This window comes from Bradyrhizobium sp. AUGA SZCCT0105, from assembly GCF_018129565.1.
Classification (GTDB): Bacteria; Pseudomonadota; Alphaproteobacteria; order Rhizobiales; family Xanthobacteraceae; genus Bradyrhizobium.
The window spans coordinates 126,936-149,737 of the sequence record NZ_JAFCMK010000004.1; the positions used below are offsets into that span (position 1 = coordinate 126,936).

Sequence of the window (22,802 nt, forward strand, 5' to 3'; positions counted from 1 at the left end):
CAACGCATGTCAAAGAAGTTTGGAATCGCCGATGATATCTGTGCCCGGATGCTGGATTGGCGTCATGATATCCATGCCAACCCGGAAACCGCGTTCCAGGAGCACCGCACCGCCCAGCTCGTGGCCGATGCGCTGATGGAGATGCAGATCCCGGTCCATCGCGGCCTCGGCGGAACCGGCGTGGTCGGAACGCTGAAGAATGGCGAAGGCCCGACGATCGCGCTGCGCGCCGACATGGACGCGCTTGATCTCCAGGAACTCGGGGACCGCGTCCACAAGTCAACCCGCGCCGGCAAGATGCACGGGTGTGGCCATGATGGCCACACCACAATGCTGCTCGGAGCTGCCGTGCAGCTCGCCCGTCACCGGCCGTTCCGCGGCACCGTCCATTTCGTTTTCCAGCCCGCCGAGGAGAATGAAGGCGGCGGCAAGAAAATGGTCGAGGAGGGGTTGTTCAAGATGTTTCCCGCCGACGCGGTCTACGGGATGCATAACATTCCGAATATCCCGCGCGGAAAATTCGCGATCCGGACCGGCATCGCGACGGCCTTCCTCGATACCTTCGAGATCGTCGTGACCGGGAGCGGTTGTCATGCCGCGACGCCGGAGAAGGGCATCGACTCGATCCTGGTGTCGGCCGATCTCGTCTCCGCTCTACAGGGCATCGTGAGCCGCCGCATCGGCGCAATGGACGCCGCTGTCGTGAGCGTCACCCAGATCCATGGCGGCGACACCTGGAACGTGGTGCCCGAAACCGTTACACTACGTGGCACGGTGAGAACGCTGGACGCCGAGATACAGGATCAGGTCGAGGCCGCCATGAAGCAGGTCTGCGCCGGCGTGGCGCAAACCCATGGCGCAAAGATCGATCTGAGCTACATGCGAGGTTATCCGGGGGTGATCAACACGCCCGCGGAAACCGATGCCGCGGCGTCGGCAGCCGCAAACCTCGTCGGCGTCGAACAGGTGCAAACCGACATCAAGCCGGCGATGGGATCGGAGGATTTCGCCTTCATGCTGCAAGAGCGCCCGGGAGCTTACATCTGCATCGGTGCGGGCGAGACCGCCAATGATCCGCCGTTGCACAATCCATACTACGATTTCAATGACGCCATCCTGCCGCTCGGCGCCGCCTATTGGGTCGAGTTGGTGAAGCAACAACTGCCTGCTGCCTGATGCTTTCGGTCTTCGACATATTCAAGATCGGTATCGGCCCCTCGAGTTCGCATACGGTGGGGCCGATGCGCGCGGCCGGGCAATTCGTCCGCGCGCTCGAGCGGGATGGCCTTCTTTCGAGGACGGCGCAGGTCCGCGCCGACCTCTATGGCTCGCTGGGCGCGACCGGGCGCGGGCATGCGACCGATCTCGGCGTGATCCTCGGCCTGCTCGGCGAAAAGCCCGATACGGTCGATCCGGCCCAGGTGGCGCCGCAGCTTGCCGAGATCCGGCGCTCCGGCGAGTTGCGGCTGCTCAATGTTCATCCGGTCCCGTTCCGGCGCGGGCGCGATATCATCTTCCAGCCCGACAGCGCGTTGCCGGAACACCCCAACGGAATTCGTCTTGTGGCGTTCACGGCCGACGGCAGTCTGCTAGCGGAGCGCTATTACTTCTCGATCGGCGGCGGGTTCGTGATCGAACGTGGCTTGGGCGACGTGGCTGGCGGCGCAGGCGGCGAGCTTCCGGTTTGGCCGTATCCGTTCGGAACCGGCGCCGAGCTGGTCGCACGCGCGCGGTCGAGCGGCCGCTCGATCGCCGACATGGTGCTGGCCAATGAGTGCGTGCATCGCACCGACGCTGACGTCCGTTCCGGCCTCCTGAAGATCTGGGAGACGATGAAGCAATGCGTCGACCGCGGCTTCGGGATCGACAATGCTAGCGCGGCTGAACCGCTGCCTGGGCCGCTGAACATTCGGCGTCGCGCGCCGGCTCTCTATCGCGAACTGTCAGCCCGCAACAGCGACACCGAGAGCGTCGATCCGCTGGCGGCGATGGACTGGGTCAACGCCTTCGCGATGGCGGTGAACGAGGAGAACGCAGCGCGCGGACGGATCGTGACCGCGCCGACCAACGGCGCCGCCGGCGTGATCCCGGCGGTGCTGCATTACTACGTCAAGTTCTGTCCGGGCGCGACCGACGACGGCGTCGTTACCTTCCTGCTCACGGCGGCTGCGATCGGCATGCTTTACAAGGCGAATGCCTCGATCTCCGGCGCGGAAGTCGGGTGTCAGGGCGAGGTCGGCGTCGCCTGCTCGATGGCCGCAGGCGGCCTGACGGCCGTGCTCGGCGGTGCGCCGGCCCAGGTCGAGAACGCCGCCGAGATCGGGATGGAGCACAATCTCGGTCTCACTTGCGATCCGGTCGGTGGTTTGGTGCAAATCCCTTGCATCGAGCGCAATGCGATGGGGGCGGTCAAGGCCATCAACGCCGCCCGAATGGCGCTGCGTGGCGACGGCAAGCACTATGTCTCGCTTGATGCCGTCATCAAGACGATGCTGCAGACCGGCGAAGACATGAAATCCAAATACAAGGAGACGTCGCTGGGCGGGCTCGCGGTGAACGTCGTGGAATGCTGACCAGACGCACGGCGGCGCCGACGAAATACCTCGCGACCGAATTCGGCATCGCTGGATACGATCCGCTGCGCGCTGCCCGTTGCTGGGGATAGGGGGAGCCGGCCAGCTGCCGCCAGCATTGCGAATGATTTCGATTTAAGCAAGACTCCAAGCCTAGGGAGGAATACGACCATGAGCGCTGGAAGGCGTCTGCGAGACGCCGTGCCGGAATGTCAATTGCCGCCGGATTTCGACCAGCATGTGTATTCGGCGCAGTTGATTGCTGCCATCATCGCTGAGCTCGGCAGGCAACAGGTTCGATCGTCAGTGGCACTGGCGGGCACCGGCTTGACCGAGGATCAGCTCGAAGCTCACACGACGCGTATCTCGTACCGGCAGATCGACATCGTGGTTCGCAATGCATTGCGGCTGTCGAACGAACCGACCGTTGCACTCCATGCCGGACAGCGCATGCGGGTGACGGCGCACGGAATGTACGGATATGCGTTGCTGAGCAGCGCGACCTATGACGATGCGCGCGCCTTCGCCAATCGATACCTTCGGGTCGTTGGCCCGCTGTGCGATGCGAAATACTCGTATGACGGCGCGGCGGTCGTCTGTGCGTTCGAGCCGTTGCATTGGCCGAATCCGACGCAGGACGTGCATCGCTTTGCGGCCGAGTTCGCCCTTTCGTCGCATTTGACAACGATGAAGGACCTGGCGGGCGAGTCATTCCGCTTCTCGCAGATTTCCCTCGCCTATGGCGAACCGGCGCATGCCCGCGCCTACCAGGTGATCTTTGACTGCCCGGTCTTGTTTCGCCAGCGCGGCAACGAGTACAGGTACCAGCTGTCGCAGGCCGACGGGCCGGTGGCGTTGGCGGATTCTCGCACCCACGGAATGGCGCGCGAGATGTGCGAGCAGGTGTTGTCCGAGGTCAATCATGCGGGCGGGATCGCTGCCGATGTCAGGCGGGTGCTGATCGAGCAGCCCGGCAGGTATCCGAACATCGAGGCGATTGCCGAGAGGCTTTCGATGCATCCTCGCGCGCTGCGGCGGAGGCTCGAAGCGGAAGATACATCCTATCGTGAGCTGCTCGCCGAGGTGCGGACGCGGCTTGCGATCGAATATCTGCGCAAGACCGCGATGACCAACGAGGAGATCGCGAACCGGCTGGGCTATAGCGACGCCGCCAACTTCCGGCATGCCTTCATCCGCTGGACCGGAAAGAGCCCATCCGACTTCCGGGTCTCTTCGCCGATGTGAAGGCCGTGCGGGCAGGACGGTGCCGCGTCCGGCCGTTCGTTACGCCGCGCCGTCCATAAGTCACCTCCGAACCGGCCTCGTCGAACCTCCTCGCGGTCGGACTCCATGCATAGATTGGCCTTCGACAGTAAGCGCGATGGCTGATCAAGGAGTAGGGGACACGTCGGGCGCTGATCGTTTCTGCTCGGGGGCGTCCTCCGAACCTCAGCTGCGCCGCATCGCCGCTGTGGTGCCCCCCGGTTCGGGCGCCTCGAGACTGGCCGCGCTCCTCACCCGAGGGCGCGGCCTTTCTCGTGCGCGCGATGAAGGCGGCAGGCGTCGTCTCGTGGTCAGCGTATCATGCCAGGATCTTGCTTTCGCGCATCCCGGCGATGGCTGCGTCATCGTAGCCGGCCTCGCGCAAGATCTGTGTGCTGTGCTCGCCGACCGCGGGCGCCTTGCGCGGCTTCACCTTGGTCGCACCGTCGACGAAGAACGGGCTGTCGATGGTCAGCATCTCGTCGTTCTCGAACGGCACCAGCACGCCGGCTGCCAGCATTTGCCGGTCGGCGCACAGGTCGCTCATCTCGGCAACGCATTCGAAGACGACGCCTGCTTCATCGAGGCGCGCCCGCCATTCGTCCCGGTCCCGCGTCGCGAATGTCGCGTCGAACAGAGCGATCAGTTCCGCGGAACGGGCGAAGCGATCGGCCTGCTTGGCAAAGCGCGGATCAGTGAGCAGGTTGTCGAGGCCCAGGCATTTCGCCACGGTCGGAAAGTCGCGCTGTTCATTGACGATCGCGAGCAGCAGCCAGCGGCCGTCGCGGCAGCGGTAGTAGCAGCCGAGCGCATTGAACAGATTCTCGCGCGGTGGCCGCGGCGTGAACGTCGCCCCGCACAGCGCCGCCTGCGCCATGATGCCGTTCGACCAGACGCCGTTGGCGAGCAGCGAGGAGCCGACCTGGGTGCCGCGGCCGGTCCGCTCGCGCTGATACAGCGCCACCGCTACGGCCGCGAACAGCGAAACGCCCGACGGGTGATCGCCCATGCCGGCGAGCGCCCGCGCCGGCGGCGTGCTGGCGTCGCTTCGCACCATGTCCATCAGGCCTGAACGCGCCCAGTAGGCAGTGACATCGAAGCCCGGCTTTCCCGCCTCGTCGCCGGTTTCGCCATAGCCGGTGAAGGATGCGTAGATCAGCCGATCATTCGCCGCGGCAAGCCGCTCGTAGCTGATCGCCAGCTTCCTGCGGACGGCGAGCGGATAATTGGTGATGAACACATCCGCGGTGGAGGCCAGGCGATGCAGCACCGCCTGGCCTTCGGGCTTCGATAGATCGAGCGCAAGGCCGCGCTTGTTGCGGTTGTCGAGCAGCCAGCCATAGGGTTGGTCAGATCTCGGCATGCCCGGCAGCTTCGGGACCTGACGGAACGCGTCGCCTGCGCCGGGCGGCTCGATCTTGATCACGTCGGCGCCGAAGTCTCCCAGCAGTGTCGCGGCGGTTGGCGCGGCGATGAAACTGCCGCAGTCGATGACCTTCAATCCCTCGAAGATGCTCATGAGCTTCCGTCTCCGCTTGATGCCCGAGGATCACCCCAGGCGCGTCTGGATTCCGAAAGATCTCGATCGCCTGTGTCTGCGAGCGCGCGCAGCCCTGAGGGCGAGCCGACTACGTGCGATCCCTGCCGTTGCGTGCCGCCAGCACGTGCAACAGCGCCACCTGCGTGTCGTCGCGTTCGCGTTCCATCCGCGGGATCGGTGTCCGGCCGAACGATGCCGCAGCCTGATCGATGATCCTGCGCTGTAGCGCATCGTCGAGATCGACCTGCGGAATCACCTTGAACGACGCGGCCATGTTCTTGCCGAGGTGCTGGAAGAACGATTCGAGTCCCTTCGGTCCGCCGCCCATGTGGAACGAGCTGAACGGCCCGTTCACGGCCCAGCGCAACCCGATCGAGCTGGTGACGATGTCGTCCAGCTCGTCGACCGTCACGACACCTTCCTGCACGAGATAGCAGGCCTCGCGCATGATCGCGCGCTGCAGCCGGTTGGCGACAAAGCCCTGAATCTCCTTTTTGAGCACGCGCGGTACCTTGCCGAGCGCCTCGTAGAACGCCACGGCGTCGGCGGTCGCCTGCGGATCGGTTTGCTCGCCGGGAACGACCTCGACCAGCGGGATCAGATGCGGCGGATTGAAGGGATGGCCGACGAGCAGCCGGCTGGCATCCTTCATCTCCCGCGCCTGCTCGGTGGCCGGCCGCGCCGAGCTCGAGGACAGCAGCAACGCATGCCTCGGCACCGCTGCCTCGATCCGTGCCCAGAGCTGCTGTTTCCATTCGGTTTTCTCCGGGCCGTTCTCCTGAACGAGGTCGGCGCCGGCGACCGCGCGCGCGAGATCCGGCTCGAAGCGCAGGTTGCGCTCCAACCCCTCGTGCGGCAGGCCGAGCTTCAGCAGTGTCGGCGCGATCTTGATCAGGGCGTCCTTGGTTGTGGCCTCGATGCCGGGCTGCGGATCGTTGATCACGACATTGAGCCCGTGCGCGAGAAACAGCGCTGCCCAGGAGGAGCCGACGATTCCGGCCCCGATGACGCACACATTGCGATAGCGGTTGAGCGCCGCGGCGGGATCTGCGGATGATGGCATGGCTTGCTCCGACGTGTCCGCTTACCGCGGCTGATCGAGATAGTTGTGGCAGCGCTTGGCGCGGGACAGCGTCAAGTCGGTCATAATGTGGCTGCACGCGACGATCTTGCGCACCGGAAAATCGGCCATCGGGGCTAACGCGTGGGCGAACAGCTCCAGCCGGGCCGGGCCGGTCCAGGCGCCCTTGACGGTGATGTCGGTGATCTCGGAGCGCAGCAGCTCGCAGATGCGCGGCTCGCCCGCCGGCTTCGGACTGTCATAGGTCCACAGGATCTTCAGCATGAAGGTCGGTACGCAGATCTCGGCCTTTGCCTTTTCGAGATCCAGCGCGCGGTGCTTGTAACCCATCGTCGCAGTGGCCACGCGCAGGCTGCCATAATCCATTGTGCCGACCAGTGTATCGGAATCGACATAGAGCTTTGGCTTGCCGATCACCTTGGGATAGCCGCTGATTTCGCGGCCGGACGCCAGCGCCGGCAGGCTATCGAGGTACATCGCGTGCAGGTACTCACCCTTTTCGTCGCCAAAGCGCACCTGGACGGCCTGGCCGCATTCGGTGTAGTCGCCGAGACCGGAGGTGTCGGGCATCCGCATGATCTCCCAGCGGACCAGCGGATCGTCGATCTCCAGCGGCTCGGGAACGACAGCGCGCAACGCCTCGATGTCGGTGCGATACAGGATGTTGAGGTATTCGCGGTTGGTGAAGCGAAACGGTCCGCGGGGAAATGCCGGGGCGCCGATTGGCGTCGTCAGCTGCTTGAGAATGTCCTCCCGTCGCATCCGCTCCTCCCTTGATCGCGCTTGCCGCGGTCCGTGTGGGCCCTCCGGCTGGGTGCCGGTTGTCGAGCAAGGCATCGTGAGCCTAGCGATCTCGCGAGGCGGAGAAAGGTGCGATTGGACCGCCGACCGGGTGACTTCCGGACGCGGAATGCGGCGCGTGCAGCGCGCGGGTACCCGATCATTGCGTCGCCTGCGTGATCGGGCTTACGTTTGGAGCGGTAGATCAATCGTGGAGCGGAAACGCGCGGAATGCGAGGGACATGCGATCGGAATGACTAGGCAAGATTCGCACGCAAGCCAATCGCCGAGCCGAATGCTGCCCAGCTTCGCGCAGCGAATATTCCCGCCGCATTCGATCGCGGCCATCGCGGCCGAGCTTCGCGAGCAGGGCATTGATCCATCTGAGGTTCTCGATGGCACCGGGCTTGTGATCGGCCAGCTCGAGTCCCACACGACGCGAATATCCTATCGGCAGCTCGACACGGTGATCCGCAATGCGCTGCGGCTGGCAAGGGACCCCGCCATCGCGCTGCGCTCCGGAGCGCGAATGCATGTTACCGCCTATGGCATGTACGGATACGCGCTGCTGAGCAGTGCAACGCATGCGGAGGCCCGCGACTTCGCAGCGCGATACATCCGCGTGGTGGGCCCGTTCTGCGATTTCGGCCTCTCTTATGATGGTGAGACGGTGGTGGCGACATTCCAGCCCATGCACTGGCCGAATCCGACCGAGAGTGTGCATCGCTTCGCGGTGGAGTTCGCACTGGCCGCGCATCTGACGACCATTCGCGACCGCTCCGGTCAGGGCTTCGGGTTCTCGCGCGTGCTGCTCGACTATGCACCGCCGCCATCCACAGCGGCGTATCGTGACCTTTTCGGATGCCCGGTGCTGTTCAATCAGCATCATTGTGGATACGAATACGTACGCAATGACGGCCCGCGGGCGCTGGCAAATCCGCGTACCCACGCCATGGCGCGGGAGATGTGCGAGGAGATCCTCGGCGAGGTGAACCGCGCCGGCGGCGTTGCTGCCGATATCCGCCGGATACTGATCGAGCAGCCCGGCAGTTATCCAAGTATCGAGGCGATCGCCGAGCAGCTCGACATCTATCCCCGCGCGCTGCGGCGCAGGCTCGAGGCGGAGGGAACCTCATATCGCGGCCTGCTTGCGGAGGTGCGCATGCGGCTCGCGATCGAGTATCTGCGCAAGACGCGCATGACCAATGAGGAGATCGCGAGCCGCCTCGGCTACAGCGACGCGGCCAACTTCCGTCACGCCTTTTCGCGCTGGACCGGCAGGAATCCATCCGAGTTCCGGGGCGACGAGGGTCTTTAGACCCCGAGATATCCAAGCGGCGCTTCGCCGGCTCTGTCCGTAGTTCACCGGCAAATTGGTTCAATCGAACCTTTTGCGCGGCCGAAGCGTGCGTAAGCTCGGCGCCGTGGTTGCGCTCGCGATCGCGTTCTCCCAACCTGGACCGCCCTCCCTCGGCGGTCTTTCTTTTGGCCGGTCTTGTCCGGAACTCACCCCCAAACGCGACCAATCGAACCTTCCGCTGCCTGGTCCGGCTTACTACCCTCCCGGATTGCGGGACCGGAAACGGGCGCGCAAGGCGGACGAGGAAGCTCGTGTATCACCCGTCACCAAATCTCCTGCAGTGTCTCTATTCGCCGCAGCGAATCGCTGCGGTGGTGGACGTCCTGGCCGAGGACGGGATCTCCGCGTCACGCGCGCTCGGCGGGACCAATTTGACGAGTGCCGACCTGAGGGATTCGTCGGTACGCGTCTCCTATCGGCAGGTCGCGACGGTCTTTCGCAATGCGATGCGGCTGTCGCGGGATCCGTCGGTCGCGTTTCGCGCCGGAGAACGAATGCATGTCATGGCTTACGGCATGTATGGCTATGCCATGTTGAGCAGCCGGACCCGAGCCGAAGTCATCGACTTCGCGGCCAAATATGGTCGCATCCTCGGAACGGTCGCCGACATCGACCTTGCCCGCAAGGACGATACGGTGAGCTGTCTGCTCGAGCCTCTGCTCTCACGCGATCCGGCCGATGACGTCTATCGGTTCGCGCTTGAATTCGCCTTTGCGACCTATCAGACGCTGAGCCGTGACGTCTATGGCGGCTCGTTCCGTTTCTCGAAGCTGAGCGCGGCCTATGCGCCGCCGCCGCATGCCGGGACCTACGATCGCATCTTCCAGTGTCCGGTCGAGTTCGATCAGTGCAAGAACGCGCTGGAATTCGACGCAGCCTGGATCGACCGTCCGGCGGTCTGCCCCGACGAGATGACCAGGGCGATGGCAGGCCGATTCTATGATCAGCTTTTCGATCATGTCGCGCGGGACGATGGCCTCGCCGCCGACATCCGGCGACGGCTCGTCGAGCATCCCGGCCGCTTCCCGAGCATCGAGACAATGGCGGCGGAGCTTGCGATTCATCCGCGGACGTTCCGCCGCAGGCTACAGCTGCAGCGGAAAACCTACCGGCAGATCGTCTCCGAGGTCCGTATGCAGCTCGCCGTCGGCTATCTGCGCAACACGCAAATGACCAATGACGAGATCGCCGCGCGGCTCGACTACAGCGACGCGGCCAACTTCCGCCACGCTTTTGTCCGCTGGACCGGCAAGAGCCCTTCGGACTTTCGAGATCGCCGGGCATCGCGCATGGTAGCAGGGGCGCAAGATTTATTGGCGGATGTCCCAAACTAACCGGTCAAGCGGGCCAATTGCACCTTTTACGGGTCTGACCTGCTCGATAGCGTTTTGAGACCAAGAGGATGCGCGGTTGCGCGACCGGGTCCGCACGGAGCCGGTCGCGAAGCGAGGCAGCCATCATACAATGTCGGGTCGTGCGGGACGCGCTGCGTGATCCGGGAGGGGACATTCTGACATGAAAACGGTCGTCGACCGCTCTGCGCCGCCGTCGCAATTGCTGCTCGCGCTCGAGGTGCGTGGGATATGGGAGCTGCAGGCGTTCTTCGCAAGCTACCCGCTGCTTCGCCGCGCGCCGCGCGGCGACGGACATCCGGTCCTCGTATTGCCGGGGCTCTCGGCCAGCGATATCTCGACGCGACCGTTGCGCGCCTACCTGAAGGCGCAAGGCTACGCGGTACATGGCTGGAAGCTTGGACCCAATCGCGGACCGCGTCCCGGTGTCGAGGCCGCCATGGACGCAAGGCTGGCCGAGCTCGCCGAGCGATACAAGCGCAAGGTCAGCCTGATCGGCTGGAGCCTTGGCGGCGTCTTTGCCCGCGAGATTGCACGGCGCGCACCCGATCTGGTCCGCCAGGTGATCACGCTCGGCAGCCCGTTCGCCAACGAGCCGAAGGCAAGCAATGCCTGGCGTCTCTACGAGATCCTGAGCGAGCGCCAGGTCGATGACTGGCCCGACAGGGACATGATGAAGTTGCCGCCGCCGGTACCGAGCACGGCGATCTACTCACGCACCGACGGCATCGTCTCGTGGTGGGGTTGCCGCGAGCAGCATGCCGACCGGACGCAGAACATCGAGGTCGAAGGCAGTCATTGCGGGCTCGGACACAATCCGGCCGCGCTCTATGCGATCGCGGACCGCCTCGCGCTCGGGGAGGAAGAATGGTCGCCATTCGACCGCAGCGGTCTCCGCGGCATGGTCTACCCCGATCCGGATCGGGCCGATGACAGCGTCGCCCTGTTTCGGTCGCGCTGGCCGACGGCCTGACGCGCAGCCCACGGGTCGGCGTTTCGCCGCCGCTAGCCAAACACCAGAAGGAGGACGTCGATGGGGACCGATGACAGGCAATCCGACGCAGGTGGCACGGGCGCGATGCCGTGGCTCGGGGATCTGAAGAAAATGGCCGAGAAGTTCGCGCTGCCCGGGTTCGATATGGCCGCGTTGGTCGAGTGGCAGCGCAAGGACATGGAAGCGTTGGTGGAGGCGAACCGGCAGGCCTACGAAGGCATCCAGGCGCTGGTCAGCCGGCGCAACGAGATCCTGCAGGAGACGCTCGCGCAGTGGCAGGCGGCGATGAAGGGCTTCGCAAGCGGTGAAGCCATGACGAAGCAGACGGAGACCGCCAGGCAGCAGGTCGAGAAGGCGGTCGCGGATTTCCGCGAGCTGTCGCAGCTGGAGGCGCAGGCGCGCAACAACGCCTGGATGGTCATGCAGGAGCGCATGCAGGAGAACCTTACGAACCTTCAGAAGCTGTTGCAGCCGAAGTAGTGCTGCGCGTGTGAGGCGCCAACCATCGGGGGAAAGCCATGAGTCTGGCCAAGTTGCAGGACTTGACGGGTCGCGTCGCGCTCGTCACGGGCGGATCGCGAGGTCTCGGTCTTCAGATCGCCGAGGTGTTGGGCGAACTCGGCGCCAAGGTCGCGATCACGGCGCGCAAGCGGGATGAGCTTGATGCCGCAGCTGCTCACCTCAAAGGGCTTGGCATCGAGGCGCTTCCGGTGGTTTGCGACATGGGCAGGCTGGAGACAATCGCGCCGATGATCGAGCAGGTCGTGGCCGCGCTGGGCCCGATCGACATCCTCGTCAACAATGCCGGGACTTCCTGGGGTGCCGCCACGATCGAGCATACGCTCGACGGCTGGAACAAGGTGATCAACCTGAATGTAACCGCGATCTTCATCGCCACCCAGGAGGTCGGCCGCCGCTGCATGGTGCCGCGGCGGAGCGGCAAGGTGATCAACATCGCGTCGATCCAGGGCCTCACCGGCTGCTATCCGGAAGGCACGCCGACGCTGGCCTACAACACGAGCAAAGGCGCGGTCGTCAACCTGACCCGCACGCTCGCCAATGAATGGGCGCCGCTCGGCATCAACGTCAACGCGATCGCGCCGGGTTATTTCCCGACCAAGATGACCGCGCAGCTCGACCAGAGCGCGACCGCGCATATGGCGCCGATGAATCGCGAGGGCGGCCCCGAAGACCTCAAGGGCGTCGCCGCGCTCCTCGCCTCCGATGCCTGTGCATTCATCACCGGCCAGACCGTTGCGGTCGACGGCGGCGTGACCGCCGTCTGATCCGAGAGACCATAGAAGGGAGAGAGATCTCATGAACGACATGCCCTGGATCCGATCCTATCCCGACGGCGTGCGCTGGGACATCGAGATCGCTGCCGGACCCGTGCAGAAGATATTGGGCGATGCCGTCGCCAAATGGCCGGATCGTCCCGCGATCGATTTCATGGGCAAGCGGATCAGCTATGCCGAGCTCGGGCGGCTCACCGATCGCGTGGCCAAGGGCCTGCAGCTCCTCGGCGTGAAGCCGGGCGTTCATGTCGGTCTCTATCTGCCCAACACGCCGCACTACATCATCTCGTTTTTCGGCATCCTCAAGGCAGGCGGCACGGCGGTCAATTACTCGCCGCTGGACGCCGCCATGGTGCTCGAACACAAGATCGAGGACAGCAAGACCGATATCCTGATCACGCTCGACATGGTTTCGCTCTATCCGCAGATGGCGGCGATGCTGGGCAAGACGAGATTGAAGAAGCTGGTGGTCGGCTCGCTTGGCGAGATCACGGCCGACCCCGACACCGTCGTCAACGAGATGAAGGCGGCCAAGCAGCTGAGCGAAGTCGCCTGGGATGACCATCACATCAGCTTCGGCCAGCTGACCCATAATGATGGAGCCTACCGGGCCTATCCGATCGATGATCCGCGCGAGACGATCGCCGTGCTGCAATACACCGGCGGCACGACAGGGTTGCCCAAGGGGGCGATGCTCACCCACGCCAACCTGACCAGCGCGTGCCAGCAGTACCGGGCGACCACGGCCGGCTCGCCGCCGGTGCTGGTCGATGGGCAAGAGCGCTTCCTGGCCGTCTTGCCACCGTTCCACATCTACGCGCTTTCCGTGAATGTACTGTTCGGCGTCTTGATGGGCGCGGAGATCATCCAGCACGTCCGTTTCGATCCGAAAGCGGCACTCGAGGAAATCTCGACGAAGTCGGTCAGCGTGTTCTGCGGGGTCCCGACCATGTTCACCGCGCTGATCAACCATCCGGAGACGCCGAAGCACAGCCTACGCGCGTTGAAATACTGCGGATCCGGCGGCGCGCCGTTGCCGCTCGAGGTGGCGCAGCAATTCGCCTCGATCACGGGCTGCAATTTGAGTGAAGGCTGGGGCATGACCGAGACCTCGCCGAGCGGCACCTACACGCCGGCGCAGCATGGCGCCATGCGCAAGGCCGGCTCCTGCGGCATGCCGATGCCCGGCATCGTCATCAAGTTCCTCAACGTCGACGACAGCAGCGGATACGTTCCGCTCGGCGAGCGCGGCGAGATCTGCATCAAGGGCCCGAATGTCATGAAGGGCTACTGGAACAAGCCGGACGCCACTGCCGAGGTGACGACCGCAGACGGCTACCTGCGCACGGGCGACGTTGGCTACATGGATGAGGATGGCTTCATCTTCATCGTGGACCGCACCAAGGACATGCTCCTGTGCAGCGGATTCAACGTGTATCCGCGTGTCCTCGAAGAGGCGATCTACAAATATCCGGCGGTCGAGGAGGTCGCCGTGATCGGCATCCGCGACGAGTATCGCGGCCAGTCGCCGAAGGCGTTCATCAAGCTGAAGGCGGATGCCAAGCCGTTCAAGCTCGAGGAGCTGCAGGCGTTCCTGAAGGACAAGCTCGGCAAGCACGAGATGGTGCAGGCGCTCGATATTCGCGCCGAACTGCCGAAGACCGCGGTCGGCAAGCTTTCGAAGAAGGAGCTGTACGACGAGGAAGAGCGCGCGGCCCGGGCGCGGGCCTGAGAGCGCCTGCGCGAACCGGATCGGCAGCGGCGGAGAGGTATCAAGCCCGACCGCAATGCAATGACCGTGACGCGCGAGATATCGGCGTACGGTCATCAAGACGGCGGTCGCCGTCACAACGTCATGGGAGGGAAGAATGGATCAACTCAGCAGCATGGATGCGTCGTTCCTGCATCTCGAAACGCCGGAGACGCCGATGCATGTCGGCAGCCTGATGATCTTCGATCTCCCCGAGGGCTATCAGGGCGACTACTACGAGGATGTCAAGGAGATGCTCGGCAAGCGTCTCCATCTCTCGGGATTGCTGAACCGCAAGCTGGCGCAGATGCCGTTCCAGCTCGCAGAGCCGGTCTGGATCGAGGATGATGACATCGAGCTCGATTATCATGTGCGGACCGTCACCTTGCGGCGGCCGGGCACCATGGCGCAGCTCGAGCAACTCGTTGCGCGGTTGCACGCCTCGCTGCTCGACCGCAGCCGTCCGCTGTGGGAGATGTATGTCATCGATGGCCTCGAGAACGGCCAGGTCGCGTTCTACACCAAGGCGCATCACAGCGGCGTCGACGGCAAGGCCGGTGTCGAACTCGCCAAGGTGCTCTATGACGTCTCGCCCAAGATGCGCGAGGTGCCGCCGCCACGGCGCAAGCGCGCCGCCGTGCAATACCAGCTCGGCGTGACCGAGCTATTGCAGGCGGCGGCCAACAACGCGGCCCAGCAATATCGCAAGCTCGCGGAGCTCCTGCCGACGGCGGCCAAGGCGCTCGGCACGGCCGCGAGCGTGGTGGCCAGCCAGCGGTCGCAAAAGGGGGAGCGTTCGCTCAGCCTCGGGTTGGCCCCGAAGACGGTGTTCAACGACTCCATCACCAATCAGCGCTCCTACAGCACGATGTCGTTGCCGCTTGCCGACATCAAGGTTCTGGGCAGGCGTGTCGGCGGCACCGTCAACACCATCGTCATGGCGATGTGCAGCATCGCGCTGCAACGCTTCCTCGCCGAGCGTGGCCTGCTGCCCAAGGAGGCCCTGATCGCGATGGTGCCGGTTAGCCTGCGTGCCGAAGGCGACAAGGCGATGAACAACCAGGTTTCGGCGGTACGCGTCGACCTGGCGACCGATATCGATGACCTGCCGACCCGCTTTAAGGCGATCCATGCGTCATCCGAGGCGGCGAAGGCGGTCGTGCGCGAACTCAAGCCGGTGCTCGGTGTCGATGTGCCGATCACGGGTTCGCCGTGGCTGATGACCGGGCTCGCCTCGCTGCTTGGGCGCTCCAACCTCGCCAGCCGCATGCCGGCAGCGGGCAACGTGCTGATCTCCAATGTGCCGGGACCCGGGCAGAATCTCTACATGGCCGGCGCACGGATGGTGCATTATTTCCCGGTCTCGATCCCCTATCACGGCAGCGCGCTGAACATCACGGTGCACAGCTATGCGGGCCTGCTTGAGTTCGGTCTGACCGCATGCCGGCGTGTCCTCACGCAGGACGAGTCCTACGAGATGATCGAGCATCTCCGGGCGGCCTTGCGCGCGATCGAAGCCCTGCCGCCGGTCGAGGCCGAGATTGTCGAGTTGACGACGCAGGCTACGGCTCAACCGAAGGCGGCATCGGCGGCCGCGGCGTCGGTGACGGTCATCCAGACCGACGAGGTGCCGCCCGCTGCCGCAAACGACAAGGCGAGCCGGGCCAGCTAGGCGCCCGGGGCGTCAACGCGTCACACCGCCGGAACTGGGGACGCCACCGCGGTCTCCCGCTCGGCGTCGGAATCAAAAGAACATTTGGAGGACACCAGGATGCACCCACCCGCAAAGGGATCTCTGTCGGTACTGGAAAGTCCGGCGCACAAATCCCTGTTCTCGAAGATCGATTGGCGCCTGATTCCGCTTTTGTTGATCGCCTATATGATCGCCTATCTCGACCGCATCAATATCGGCTACGCGCAGCTGCAGATGAAGCAGACGCTGCCATTCGACGATGCGGTCTACGGTCTCGGCGCAGGCATCTTCTTCATCGGATATTTCCTGTTCGAGGTGCCGAGCAACCTGCTCCTGGAGCGGATCGGCGCGCGCAAGACCCTGCTGCGCATCATGGTGCTGTGGGGGCTCGCGGCCGCCGCCATGATGTTTGTGTCAACACCGTTCCAGTTCTATCTCGTCCGGTTCCTGCTCGGTGTGTTCGAAGCCGGCTTCTTTCCCGGCGTGATCCTGTACTTCACCTATTGGTATCCGTCGGCGCGGCGCGGGCAGGTGATCGCCACCTTCATGTCGGCGACGACGATCGTGTCTGTGATCGCCGGTCCGCTGTGCGGCTCGATCCTGAAGTACCTCGACGGTGCCGGCGGCCTTCATGGCTGGCAGTGGCTGTTCCTCGTCCAGGGTCTGCCGGCGTTGATTCTTGGCATCCTGGTTTACGTCTTGCTCGAGGACAAGCCCGCGCAGGCCGCGTGGCTCTCGAAGGACGAGAAAGCCCTGCTCGAAGACACCTTCCAGCACGATGAGAAGGACATCGAGAGCGAGCCCTCGGGAACGTTCGGGCAGATGCTGAAGGATCCCAAGGTCTACGTGCTATCGTTCGTCTATCTGCTCCTGCTCGGCGCGACCTACACGATGGTGTTCTGGATGCCGACCCTGATCCAGAGTTGGGGTGTCAAGGATCTGTTCCTTGTCGGCGTCTATGCCGCGATCCCGAATGCCGCCGGCGTCATTGGCATGATCCTGATCGGCCGTCACTCCGACAAGTGGCACGAGCGTCGCTGGCACTATGCCGCCTGCGTCGCGATCGCCGCTTTCGGCCTGTTCATCACCACGATGCTGCAAGGCAACCTCGTCGGATCAATCCTTGCGCTGTCCTTTGCGGTGATCGGAATTGCGTCGGCAACGCCGCTGTTCTTCGCGCTGACCAGCGAATATCTTTCCACCGGCGCCGCCGCCGGAGGGCTTGCGCTGATCAGCAGTCTCGGCAACCTCGGCCCGGCGATCAGCCCTTCGATCAATGGACTGATCGTGCGAGGCACCGGCGACAACATCTACAGCATGTACTTCGTGATGGCGCTCTACGTGTTGTCGGGATTGCTGTTGCTGCTGTCGATGCGGCCTGCTCCCAGTGCGCGGCTGGCGATGGCGTGAGGACAATTCGAGCGGCCCGGCCCGTACGGAGCCGGGTCGCCCGACGGTCCGTCGGAAAGCTGCCGGTGATCAAGCGAATATCGGGACACATGCGATGAGGATCGTTCTGCTGGGGCCGCCTGGTGCGGGCAAGGGAACGCAGGCGAGGCGCCTGGTCGAGGCGTACGACATACCGCACCTTTCGACAGGCGACATGCTGCGTGCTGCGGTCGACGCGGACACCGGCATCGGACGGAAGGTCAGGGATATCATGGTGAGTGGTGGGCTGGTTCCGGATCAGCTCGTGATCGCCGCGGTGATCGAACGCATCTCGCAAGCGGATGCCGAGCGTGGCTTTGTGCTCGACGGCTTCCCGCGGACGATGGCGCAGGCGGTCAGATTCGATGATCTGCTCGATACCGAAGGTCTTGCGATCGACCATGTCGTTGAGCTCCAGGCCGACGAGGCGGTGTTGCTGGACCGGATCGAGGCGCGGGCCCGTGAAGCGCGAGAGCAGGGCGGCGCGGTGCGCGCCGACGACAATCACGAAACGCTCAAGCTGCGTATCGACGCCTACAACGAGCAGACCGCGCCGCTGGTCGACTACTATCGATCGCGGAACATCCTCAGAACCGTCGACGGACTGCAGCCGGTCGAGGCCGTCGCCCTCGACGTCGTCAGGGCGATCGGCCAAGATCGTTCGGTGACGTGATGCCGGCGACGCAAAATCGCGATCCGCAGGCCCGGCTGTCGGGCCATGTCGACCGGATCGAGGTGCTGGAGCCGTTGCGCAAATCGCTTGGCGAGGTGAAGGAAACGGCCGGTCAATTCGAGCAGGCCCAGGCGTTGCTGCGCGCGATCGAACGGTTCTCCCGCACACATGCTGCCGACCGGAAGTGCGCCGGCACGCCTGCCGAGCTGGCGCGGCGCGACGAACGTCGTCTGGCGCGGCGGCGGCTTGTTGCGCGCGCCGTCCGTGGATTGCGCAGAACCGTTCTGGCAGCGAAGGGAGGCGCCTCATGTCGGTGAGCGGAAATGAAGGTCAATGCGCGCTGGTGACCGGCGCATCGGGCGGCATTGGGCTCGAGCTCGCACGCGTGCTCGCGGCCAATCGCTTCAGCCTCGTGCTATTGGCGCGCAGCCGCGACAAGCTGCAGGAGCTTGCCCGCGAGCTCAAGGCCGATCATGGCACCAAGGTGACCATCGTTGCCGCCGATCTGAGCGAACCGGCGGCGCCGCAGGCGGTGTACGATTCGCTGAAGGATGCCGGCGTCCGGGTCGACCTCTTGGTGAACAATGCCGGCCTTCTGCTCGAAGGACGCGTCGCCGCAATCGGCCTCGATGACCAGTTGCGGCTGCTGCAGGTCAATGTCGTCGCCATGACGGCACTGACTCGTCTCTTCCTCGCGCCGATGCTCGAGGGCAACAGTGGACGGATCCTGAATGTTGCGTCAGTCGCGGCGTTCATGCCGGTGCCAAACCTTGCGGTCTACGCCGCGTCAAAGGCCTATGTGCTGTCGTTCGGCGAGGCATTGTCCCAGGAATTGAGCGGCAGCAAGATCACGCTGACGACGTTGTGTCCCGGCGTGACGGACACCGGGATGGTCCACGGCACCAATCTCGGAAATATGCCGAGCATGATGATCATGGATGCGAAGACCGTCGCACAGGAGGGCTACCGCGCCTGCATGGCGGGAAAGCCGGTGCATGTCGCAGGACTTGCCAACGAGCTGGCGGTCCAATGGATCAAGTACCAGCCGAGTTGGCTGTTGCGGGCCATCGGCGGGGTGTTCGGAAAGGCCGCGCCGCCGAACTGACGTCTCGTGCTCGCCGGGCGATGCACGGTTGCGGGGCTGTTCTTGAGCATCAACAAGGGACGTTACTCATGGGACGTGACGAGCAGACCGTCGAACCACCCTCGCTCGCGCTGCTTGCCGCGGAAGGGCGCGGCATTCTCGACATCCCGGCGCTGCTTGCCGTGGCGGCGCCGCTTCTGGCGACTGCGCCGCGGGGACAGCGGCATCCGGTCATGGTTCTGCCCGGGTTGGGCGCCGATGACCGGTCGACATTGGCGATACGCTCGTTTCTCGAGTTCCTCGGTTATCAGGTTCATGGATGGGGCCGCGGCCGCAATGTGCGCGCGCCGGACGCGGACCTCTCCGCCGTGGTGGCTCGGGTCATCGAACTCGAAAAGCAGGGCGGCTCGAAGGTCAGCCTGGTCGGCTGGAGCCGCGGCGGCATCATCGCGCGCGAGGTTGCGCGGCAGATCCCCGCGGCGGTGCGGATGGTCATCACGCTCGGCAGTCCGTTCGCGGCTCCGGGTGCGAGCAATGTCCGCGCGATCTGGCGGCTGCTGACCGGCCAGAAATATGAGCCGCCGACCGCCGAGCGGATCAGTCGCCTCGCGCAACCGATTCCGGTGCCGACAACATCGATCTATACCCGCACCGATGGTGTGGTGGCGTGGCGCGCCTGCCTGGAGCAGGAGGGTGGGGAGCGCGAAAACGTCGAAGTGAACACGACGCATATCGGGCTTGGCTTTCACGCGCCGGCGCTGTGGGTGATTGCCGATCGCCTCGCCCAGCCGACGGGCAGCTGGAAGCCGTTTCGACCGCCTCCGCAGGTCGCGATCTGGTTTCCGGCAGCGGCGCGTCGCGATTGAGGTCGCAAAGGCGCGGCCTGTCTCAGTCTACCGCGCACTGCTTCCCGGTGTTCGCATCTCGCCGACCATCATCCGCAGCAGCTGCATCGCGGCGGGCGGCAACATACGTCCCTGACGCGACACCACATGGGTGCGGCCACGATGCAGCAGCGCGTTCTTCATCGGCAGCGCCACCACCTTGGCGGCGTCGGCCTCCGTCATCGCAAGGCGCGATGCCAACGCATAGCCAAGTCCGGCGGTCACGTAATGGGCGAGCGCATCGAACGAGGCAGTCGTAAACGCGAAATTGAGGCGGACGCCTTCGCTGATCTCAGCGGCCTGGACATGCTGGCGCAGGCCGAAATTCGGATGCATTGCGGCTCCCGGGTAGGGTGCGAGGTCGGCGAGCTTGAGCGGCCGACCGAGCTGGGTCAGCGGATGCCCGTGCGGCACTACGGCCCTGATCGGATGCGGCTGCGAATGATGCGAGCGCAGTCGATCGTCGCGAGGCGGATTGAACAGGACACCGATATGTGCGCGTTCTCCCACGACTTGCTGCACGATCTCGTCGGTGCTCCCGATGTCGAGGCTGATCGTGATCTTCGGGTGGGTTTGCATGAAGCGGCACAGGCAGCTCCTGGCCAGCCAGTCGACATAACCTTCGCCCGTCACGAGATCGATATGACCCGACTCGACCTTGCGGATGCTGTCCATCTGCGCGAGCAGCGCCTGTCGTTCGCCCTGCTGGCGATGCAGGTAGGCGGCCAGCAGCTGGCCGGCGTCGGTCGGCGCAACGCCGCGGCCTCGCCGTTCGAGCAGGCGCGCGCCATACTCCTTCTCGAGCAGGCCGAGCGCCCGGCTGACCGCCGAGGCATCCATGCCAAGCGCACCGGCGGCGCCGCGCACGGAGCCGCTATTGAGCACCTCCATGAAATAGTGCAGTCGACGCGGCTCCAGCTTGGCGCTCATCGGCATGGTCCTGATCGTTGCAAACAGTGCAGCGAATATTCAATCGTGCGGCCATTTATGCAAGCACGTCGGGGTGGGGGCGCGATAACGGCCAGGCATCGGGAGTTGGGTTCGCGATGCGGTCGCGCATCACGGCATGCTCCCTGTTCGGCGCAGCCACCGCGCTGCAATTCCAGCTGTCGGCGTTCGGCATCGGCATTCCGAATGCCTTGCTGATCATGCTGCCGTACCTGCTGGCGCTGCTCGCCGTCGGCGGTCTGGTCGGCCGGCAGATGGCGCCGGCGATGATCGGCTCGCGCAGCGAGCCGTTGCGGGCGCGACTTCGGCCGGACGGGCAGGCATCAGGCCGAAGTTGTCTTGGCGAGCCAGAGTCTGGAGTTGGACTAGTGTCCGGCCGGAGCCGAATAGCCCCCGGTGTAATAAGAGGAAACGGGGCTGTTTACCCTGGGTTGCTGCCAGGCCGCATAGGCGTCGGTCGGACGGGACTGCGATTGCTGAACCGGTGCAACCTGTGGCTTGCGATGGCGCTCTGAGGCCGTGGCGCTTTGCAAGGTCGATCCGAGCAGCAGACCGGCCGTCACGACGTAAACAACGCGAGTTTTTTTCTTCATTGGGTTCTCCCTTGGGCTCCTGGCCGGAGGAATCGCTCGGCCTGGTTTTCCGCAAATAGTGCTTGCAACAACGTTGCTTAGCCCGACGGCGATCACGAAGTGGTGCGCAAAATAATTGGGCGCGACTAAACTTTTGGCAGGGTCTATCGTTGGCAGACTCCAATCGCACGCGCGCAAACCATCCGAGAACACACAGCCGATGAAGACGAAAATCTTGTTAGTCATGCTGTTGGCCGCTTCGCCAGCGGCGGCCGAGACGCGAACGGCGCCCAAAGCCGTTCCGAAAGCTGCGGCCGTACCAGCAGACATTTGCGCCCCGATCGGCCGGACTGCGAAAGGCGAGCTGGTCTATTCGATGAAATGCCAGGACGTGCCGGTCGCTGCAGCGCCAGCGGTCGAGTCCAAGGAAGCTGCGCCGCCGCCCGAACCGGAAACGCAGCGCACCGGATTATTCGGTTTGTCCTACGACCGGCGGAAACAGGGAGACTAGTGCATTGCAGCGTGCGGTGCATCGCGCGGAATGACCCTGCGCGCCGCATGTCGAAGAGCCATCCATCGAATGGACCAGCGGACGAATTCATGACGACGTTGATCGATCTCAACAATGCGAGCCGAGATGACTTTGTCGCGGCTCTCGCCAATGTCTTCGAGCATTCGCCGTGGGTTGCCGAACAGGTTGCGATGAAGCGGCCGTATGCCGGGATCGCTCAATTGTTCATGGCGATGAAGGCGGCGGTCGAGCAGGCACCGTCCGAACTGCGACTGGCACTGATCAAGATGCATCCCGACCTCGCTGACAAGACGCAGCGTGCAGCGGGTCTCACCGATGATTCCTTTGCCGAGCAAAATAGCGCGGGGCTCGATCGGCTGTCGGGTGCGGAATACGATGCGTTTCAGCGCGTCAACAATGCCTACCGCGCCAAGTTCGGATTTCCTTACATCGTCTGCGTGCGCCGCCACACCAAGGATTCCATTCTACGTGATTTCGAGCGGCGCCTGCCGAATGACATCGCGGTCGAAATGCAGACCTCGGTGGAGGAGATCTGTCGCATCGCGGCCCTGAGGCTCGACCAGATCGTGATGGCTGACGACCGGCTTGCCGTTCACGGGCGTCTCTCGACCCACGTGCTGGATACCCACAGCGGCAAGCCCGCTGCCGGGGTTGCGGTCGAGCTGATCGAACTCGCGGGGCTGGGCACGAGCCGCGTGGTGACGCGCGCCTTGACCAACGCCGACGGACGGACGGACCAGCCCTTGATTGGCGGCCGTCCCGTTCCGGCCGGGACGTACGAGCTGCTGTTCAGCGTCGGCGATTATTTCGCCAGGCGCGGCGTGCCATTGTCTGATCCACCGTTCCTTGACCGGATACCCCTGCGCTTTTCCGTCAGCGAACCCGAAGGCCATCTCCATGTGCCGCTGCTCGTGACACCATGGAGCTACGCGACCTATCGCGGAAGTTAGGTACGGAATCGCAACCCGCTGATGACTGCTGAAAGGTGTGGCAGGGATGG

At 64.3% G+C, this 22,802-nt stretch carries 22 protein-coding genes; 17 read left to right on the top strand and 5 right to left on the bottom strand.

Annotated features, from left to right (window positions below; translation table 11 throughout):
* Positions 1-6 precede the first annotated feature (6 nt).
* The 3 genes from JQ573_RS20225 to JQ573_RS20235 all read left to right on the top strand — a co-directional run bounded on the left by JQ573_RS20225 (position 7) and on the right by JQ573_RS20235 (position 3,818).
* Complete coding sequence (locus JQ573_RS20225; protein WP_212316671.1) at positions 7-1,176, top strand: M20 aminoacylase family protein; 1,170 nt, start codon at positions 7-9, stop codon at positions 1,174-1,176.
* Entirely contained in the window at positions 1,173-2,573 is a 1,401-nt protein-coding gene (locus JQ573_RS20230; protein ID WP_283815101.1) for an L-serine ammonia-lyase, read from the top strand. Before JQ573_RS20225 ends, JQ573_RS20230 begins: the two co-directional genes overlap by 4 nt.
* Before the next feature lie 171 nt (positions 2,574-2,744).
* Positions 2,745-3,818: an AraC family transcriptional regulator gene (locus JQ573_RS20235; RefSeq protein WP_212316675.1), complete on the top strand. Its 1,074-nt coding sequence runs from the start codon at positions 2,745-2,747 to the stop codon at positions 3,816-3,818.
* Positions 3,819-4,155: 337 nt separating this feature from the next.
* Here JQ573_RS20235 and JQ573_RS20240 read toward each other — a convergent pair whose 3' ends face one another.
* The 3 genes from JQ573_RS20240 to JQ573_RS20250 form a co-directional block, all read right to left on the bottom strand.
* Complete coding sequence (locus tag JQ573_RS20240) at positions 4,156-5,355, bottom strand: CaiB/BaiF CoA-transferase family protein (RefSeq protein ID WP_212316677.1); 1,200 nt, start codon at positions 5,353-5,355, stop codon at positions 4,156-4,158.
* 109 nt (positions 5,356-5,464) lie between these two features.
* Positions 5,465-6,439, bottom strand: a complete 975-nt coding sequence (locus JQ573_RS20245) for a 3-hydroxyacyl-CoA dehydrogenase NAD-binding domain-containing protein (RefSeq protein WP_212316679.1) — start codon at positions 6,437-6,439, stop codon at positions 5,465-5,467.
* A gap of 21 nt (positions 6,440-6,460) precedes the next feature.
* The gene (locus tag JQ573_RS20250; protein ID WP_212316681.1) at positions 6,461-7,219 is read right to left on the bottom strand and encodes an acetoacetate decarboxylase; all 759 of its coding nucleotides are present in this window, start codon (positions 7,217-7,219) and stop codon (positions 6,461-6,463) included.
* Positions 7,220-7,271: 52 nt separating this feature from the next.
* On the opposite strand from JQ573_RS20250, the gene JQ573_RS20255 reads away from it, so the two are divergent.
* From JQ573_RS20255 to JQ573_RS20310, 12 genes are all read left to right on the top strand, one after another.
* Positions 7,272-8,555 (top strand): AraC family transcriptional regulator, encoded by a 1,284-nt coding sequence (locus JQ573_RS20255; protein WP_312011546.1) that lies wholly within the window; start codon positions 7,272-7,274, stop codon positions 8,553-8,555.
* Between the two features lie 293 nt (positions 8,556-8,848).
* Complete coding sequence (locus JQ573_RS20260; RefSeq protein WP_312011547.1) at positions 8,849-9,931, top strand: AraC family transcriptional regulator; 1,083 nt, start codon at positions 8,849-8,851, stop codon at positions 9,929-9,931.
* A gap of 181 nt (positions 9,932-10,112) precedes the next feature.
* The gene (locus JQ573_RS20265; protein WP_212316683.1) at positions 10,113-10,922 is read left to right on the top strand and encodes a triacylglycerol lipase; all 810 of its coding nucleotides are present in this window, start codon (positions 10,113-10,115) and stop codon (positions 10,920-10,922) included.
* Positions 10,923-10,982: 60 nt separating this feature from the next.
* A complete protein-coding gene (gene phaP / locus JQ573_RS20270) occupies positions 10,983-11,423 on the top strand; it encodes a phasin family protein (protein WP_229170135.1) in 441 nt (146 codons plus the stop codon).
* Positions 11,424-11,461: 38 nt separating this feature from the next.
* On the top strand, positions 11,462-12,229 hold the full coding sequence (locus JQ573_RS20275; protein ID WP_212316685.1) for an SDR family oxidoreductase: 768 nt from the start codon (positions 11,462-11,464) through the stop codon (positions 12,227-12,229).
* A gap of 31 nt (positions 12,230-12,260) precedes the next feature.
* On the top strand, positions 12,261-13,970 hold the full coding sequence (locus JQ573_RS20280; RefSeq protein ID WP_212316687.1) for a long-chain fatty acid--CoA ligase: 1,710 nt from the start codon (positions 12,261-12,263) through the stop codon (positions 13,968-13,970).
* Positions 13,971-14,106: 136 nt separating this feature from the next.
* Entirely contained in the window at positions 14,107-15,660 is a 1,554-nt protein-coding gene (locus JQ573_RS20285; RefSeq protein WP_212316689.1) for a wax ester/triacylglycerol synthase family O-acyltransferase, read from the top strand.
* 99 nt (positions 15,661-15,759) lie between these two features.
* A complete protein-coding gene (locus JQ573_RS20290; RefSeq protein WP_212316691.1) occupies positions 15,760-17,091 on the top strand; it encodes an MFS transporter in 1,332 nt (443 codons plus the stop codon).
* Positions 17,092-17,185: 94 nt separating this feature from the next.
* On the top strand, positions 17,186-17,782 hold the full coding sequence (locus JQ573_RS20295; protein ID WP_212316693.1) for an adenylate kinase: 597 nt from the start codon (positions 17,186-17,188) through the stop codon (positions 17,780-17,782).
* Entirely contained in the window at positions 17,782-18,099 is a 318-nt protein-coding gene (locus JQ573_RS20300; RefSeq protein WP_212316695.1) for a hypothetical protein, read from the top strand. Before JQ573_RS20295 ends, JQ573_RS20300 begins: the two co-directional genes overlap by 1 nt.
* Positions 18,090-18,887 (top strand): SDR family oxidoreductase, encoded by a 798-nt coding sequence (locus JQ573_RS20305; protein WP_212316697.1) that lies wholly within the window; start codon positions 18,090-18,092, stop codon positions 18,885-18,887. Before JQ573_RS20300 ends, JQ573_RS20305 begins: the two co-directional genes overlap by 10 nt.
* Positions 18,833-19,732: a triacylglycerol lipase gene (locus JQ573_RS20310; protein WP_249132042.1), complete on the top strand. Its 900-nt coding sequence runs from the start codon at positions 18,833-18,835 to the stop codon at positions 19,730-19,732. The genes JQ573_RS20305 and JQ573_RS20310 overlap by 55 nt, the downstream gene beginning before the upstream one ends.
* A 27-nt stretch (positions 19,733-19,759) precedes the next feature.
* On the opposite strand, the gene JQ573_RS20315 is transcribed toward JQ573_RS20310, so the two are convergent.
* Together JQ573_RS20315 and JQ573_RS20320 are read right to left on the bottom strand one after the other, a co-directional pair.
* On the bottom strand, positions 19,760-20,680 hold the full coding sequence (locus JQ573_RS20315; protein ID WP_212408725.1) for a LysR family transcriptional regulator: 921 nt from the start codon (positions 20,678-20,680) through the stop codon (positions 19,760-19,762).
* Between the two features lie 383 nt (positions 20,681-21,063).
* Positions 21,064-21,291: a hypothetical protein gene (locus JQ573_RS20320; protein ID WP_212316704.1), complete on the bottom strand. Its 228-nt coding sequence runs from the start codon at positions 21,289-21,291 to the stop codon at positions 21,064-21,066.
* Positions 21,292-21,490: 199 nt separating this feature from the next.
* On the opposite strand from JQ573_RS20320, the gene JQ573_RS20325 reads away from it, so the two are divergent.
* A complete protein-coding gene (locus tag JQ573_RS20325; protein ID WP_212316706.1) occupies positions 21,491-21,781 on the top strand; it encodes a hypothetical protein in 291 nt (96 codons plus the stop codon).
* A gap of 89 nt (positions 21,782-21,870) precedes the next feature.
* A complete protein-coding gene (uraD, locus tag JQ573_RS20330; RefSeq protein WP_212316708.1) occupies positions 21,871-22,752 on the top strand; it encodes a 2-oxo-4-hydroxy-4-carboxy-5-ureidoimidazoline decarboxylase in 882 nt (293 codons plus the stop codon).
* Positions 22,753-22,802 lie beyond the last annotated feature (50 nt).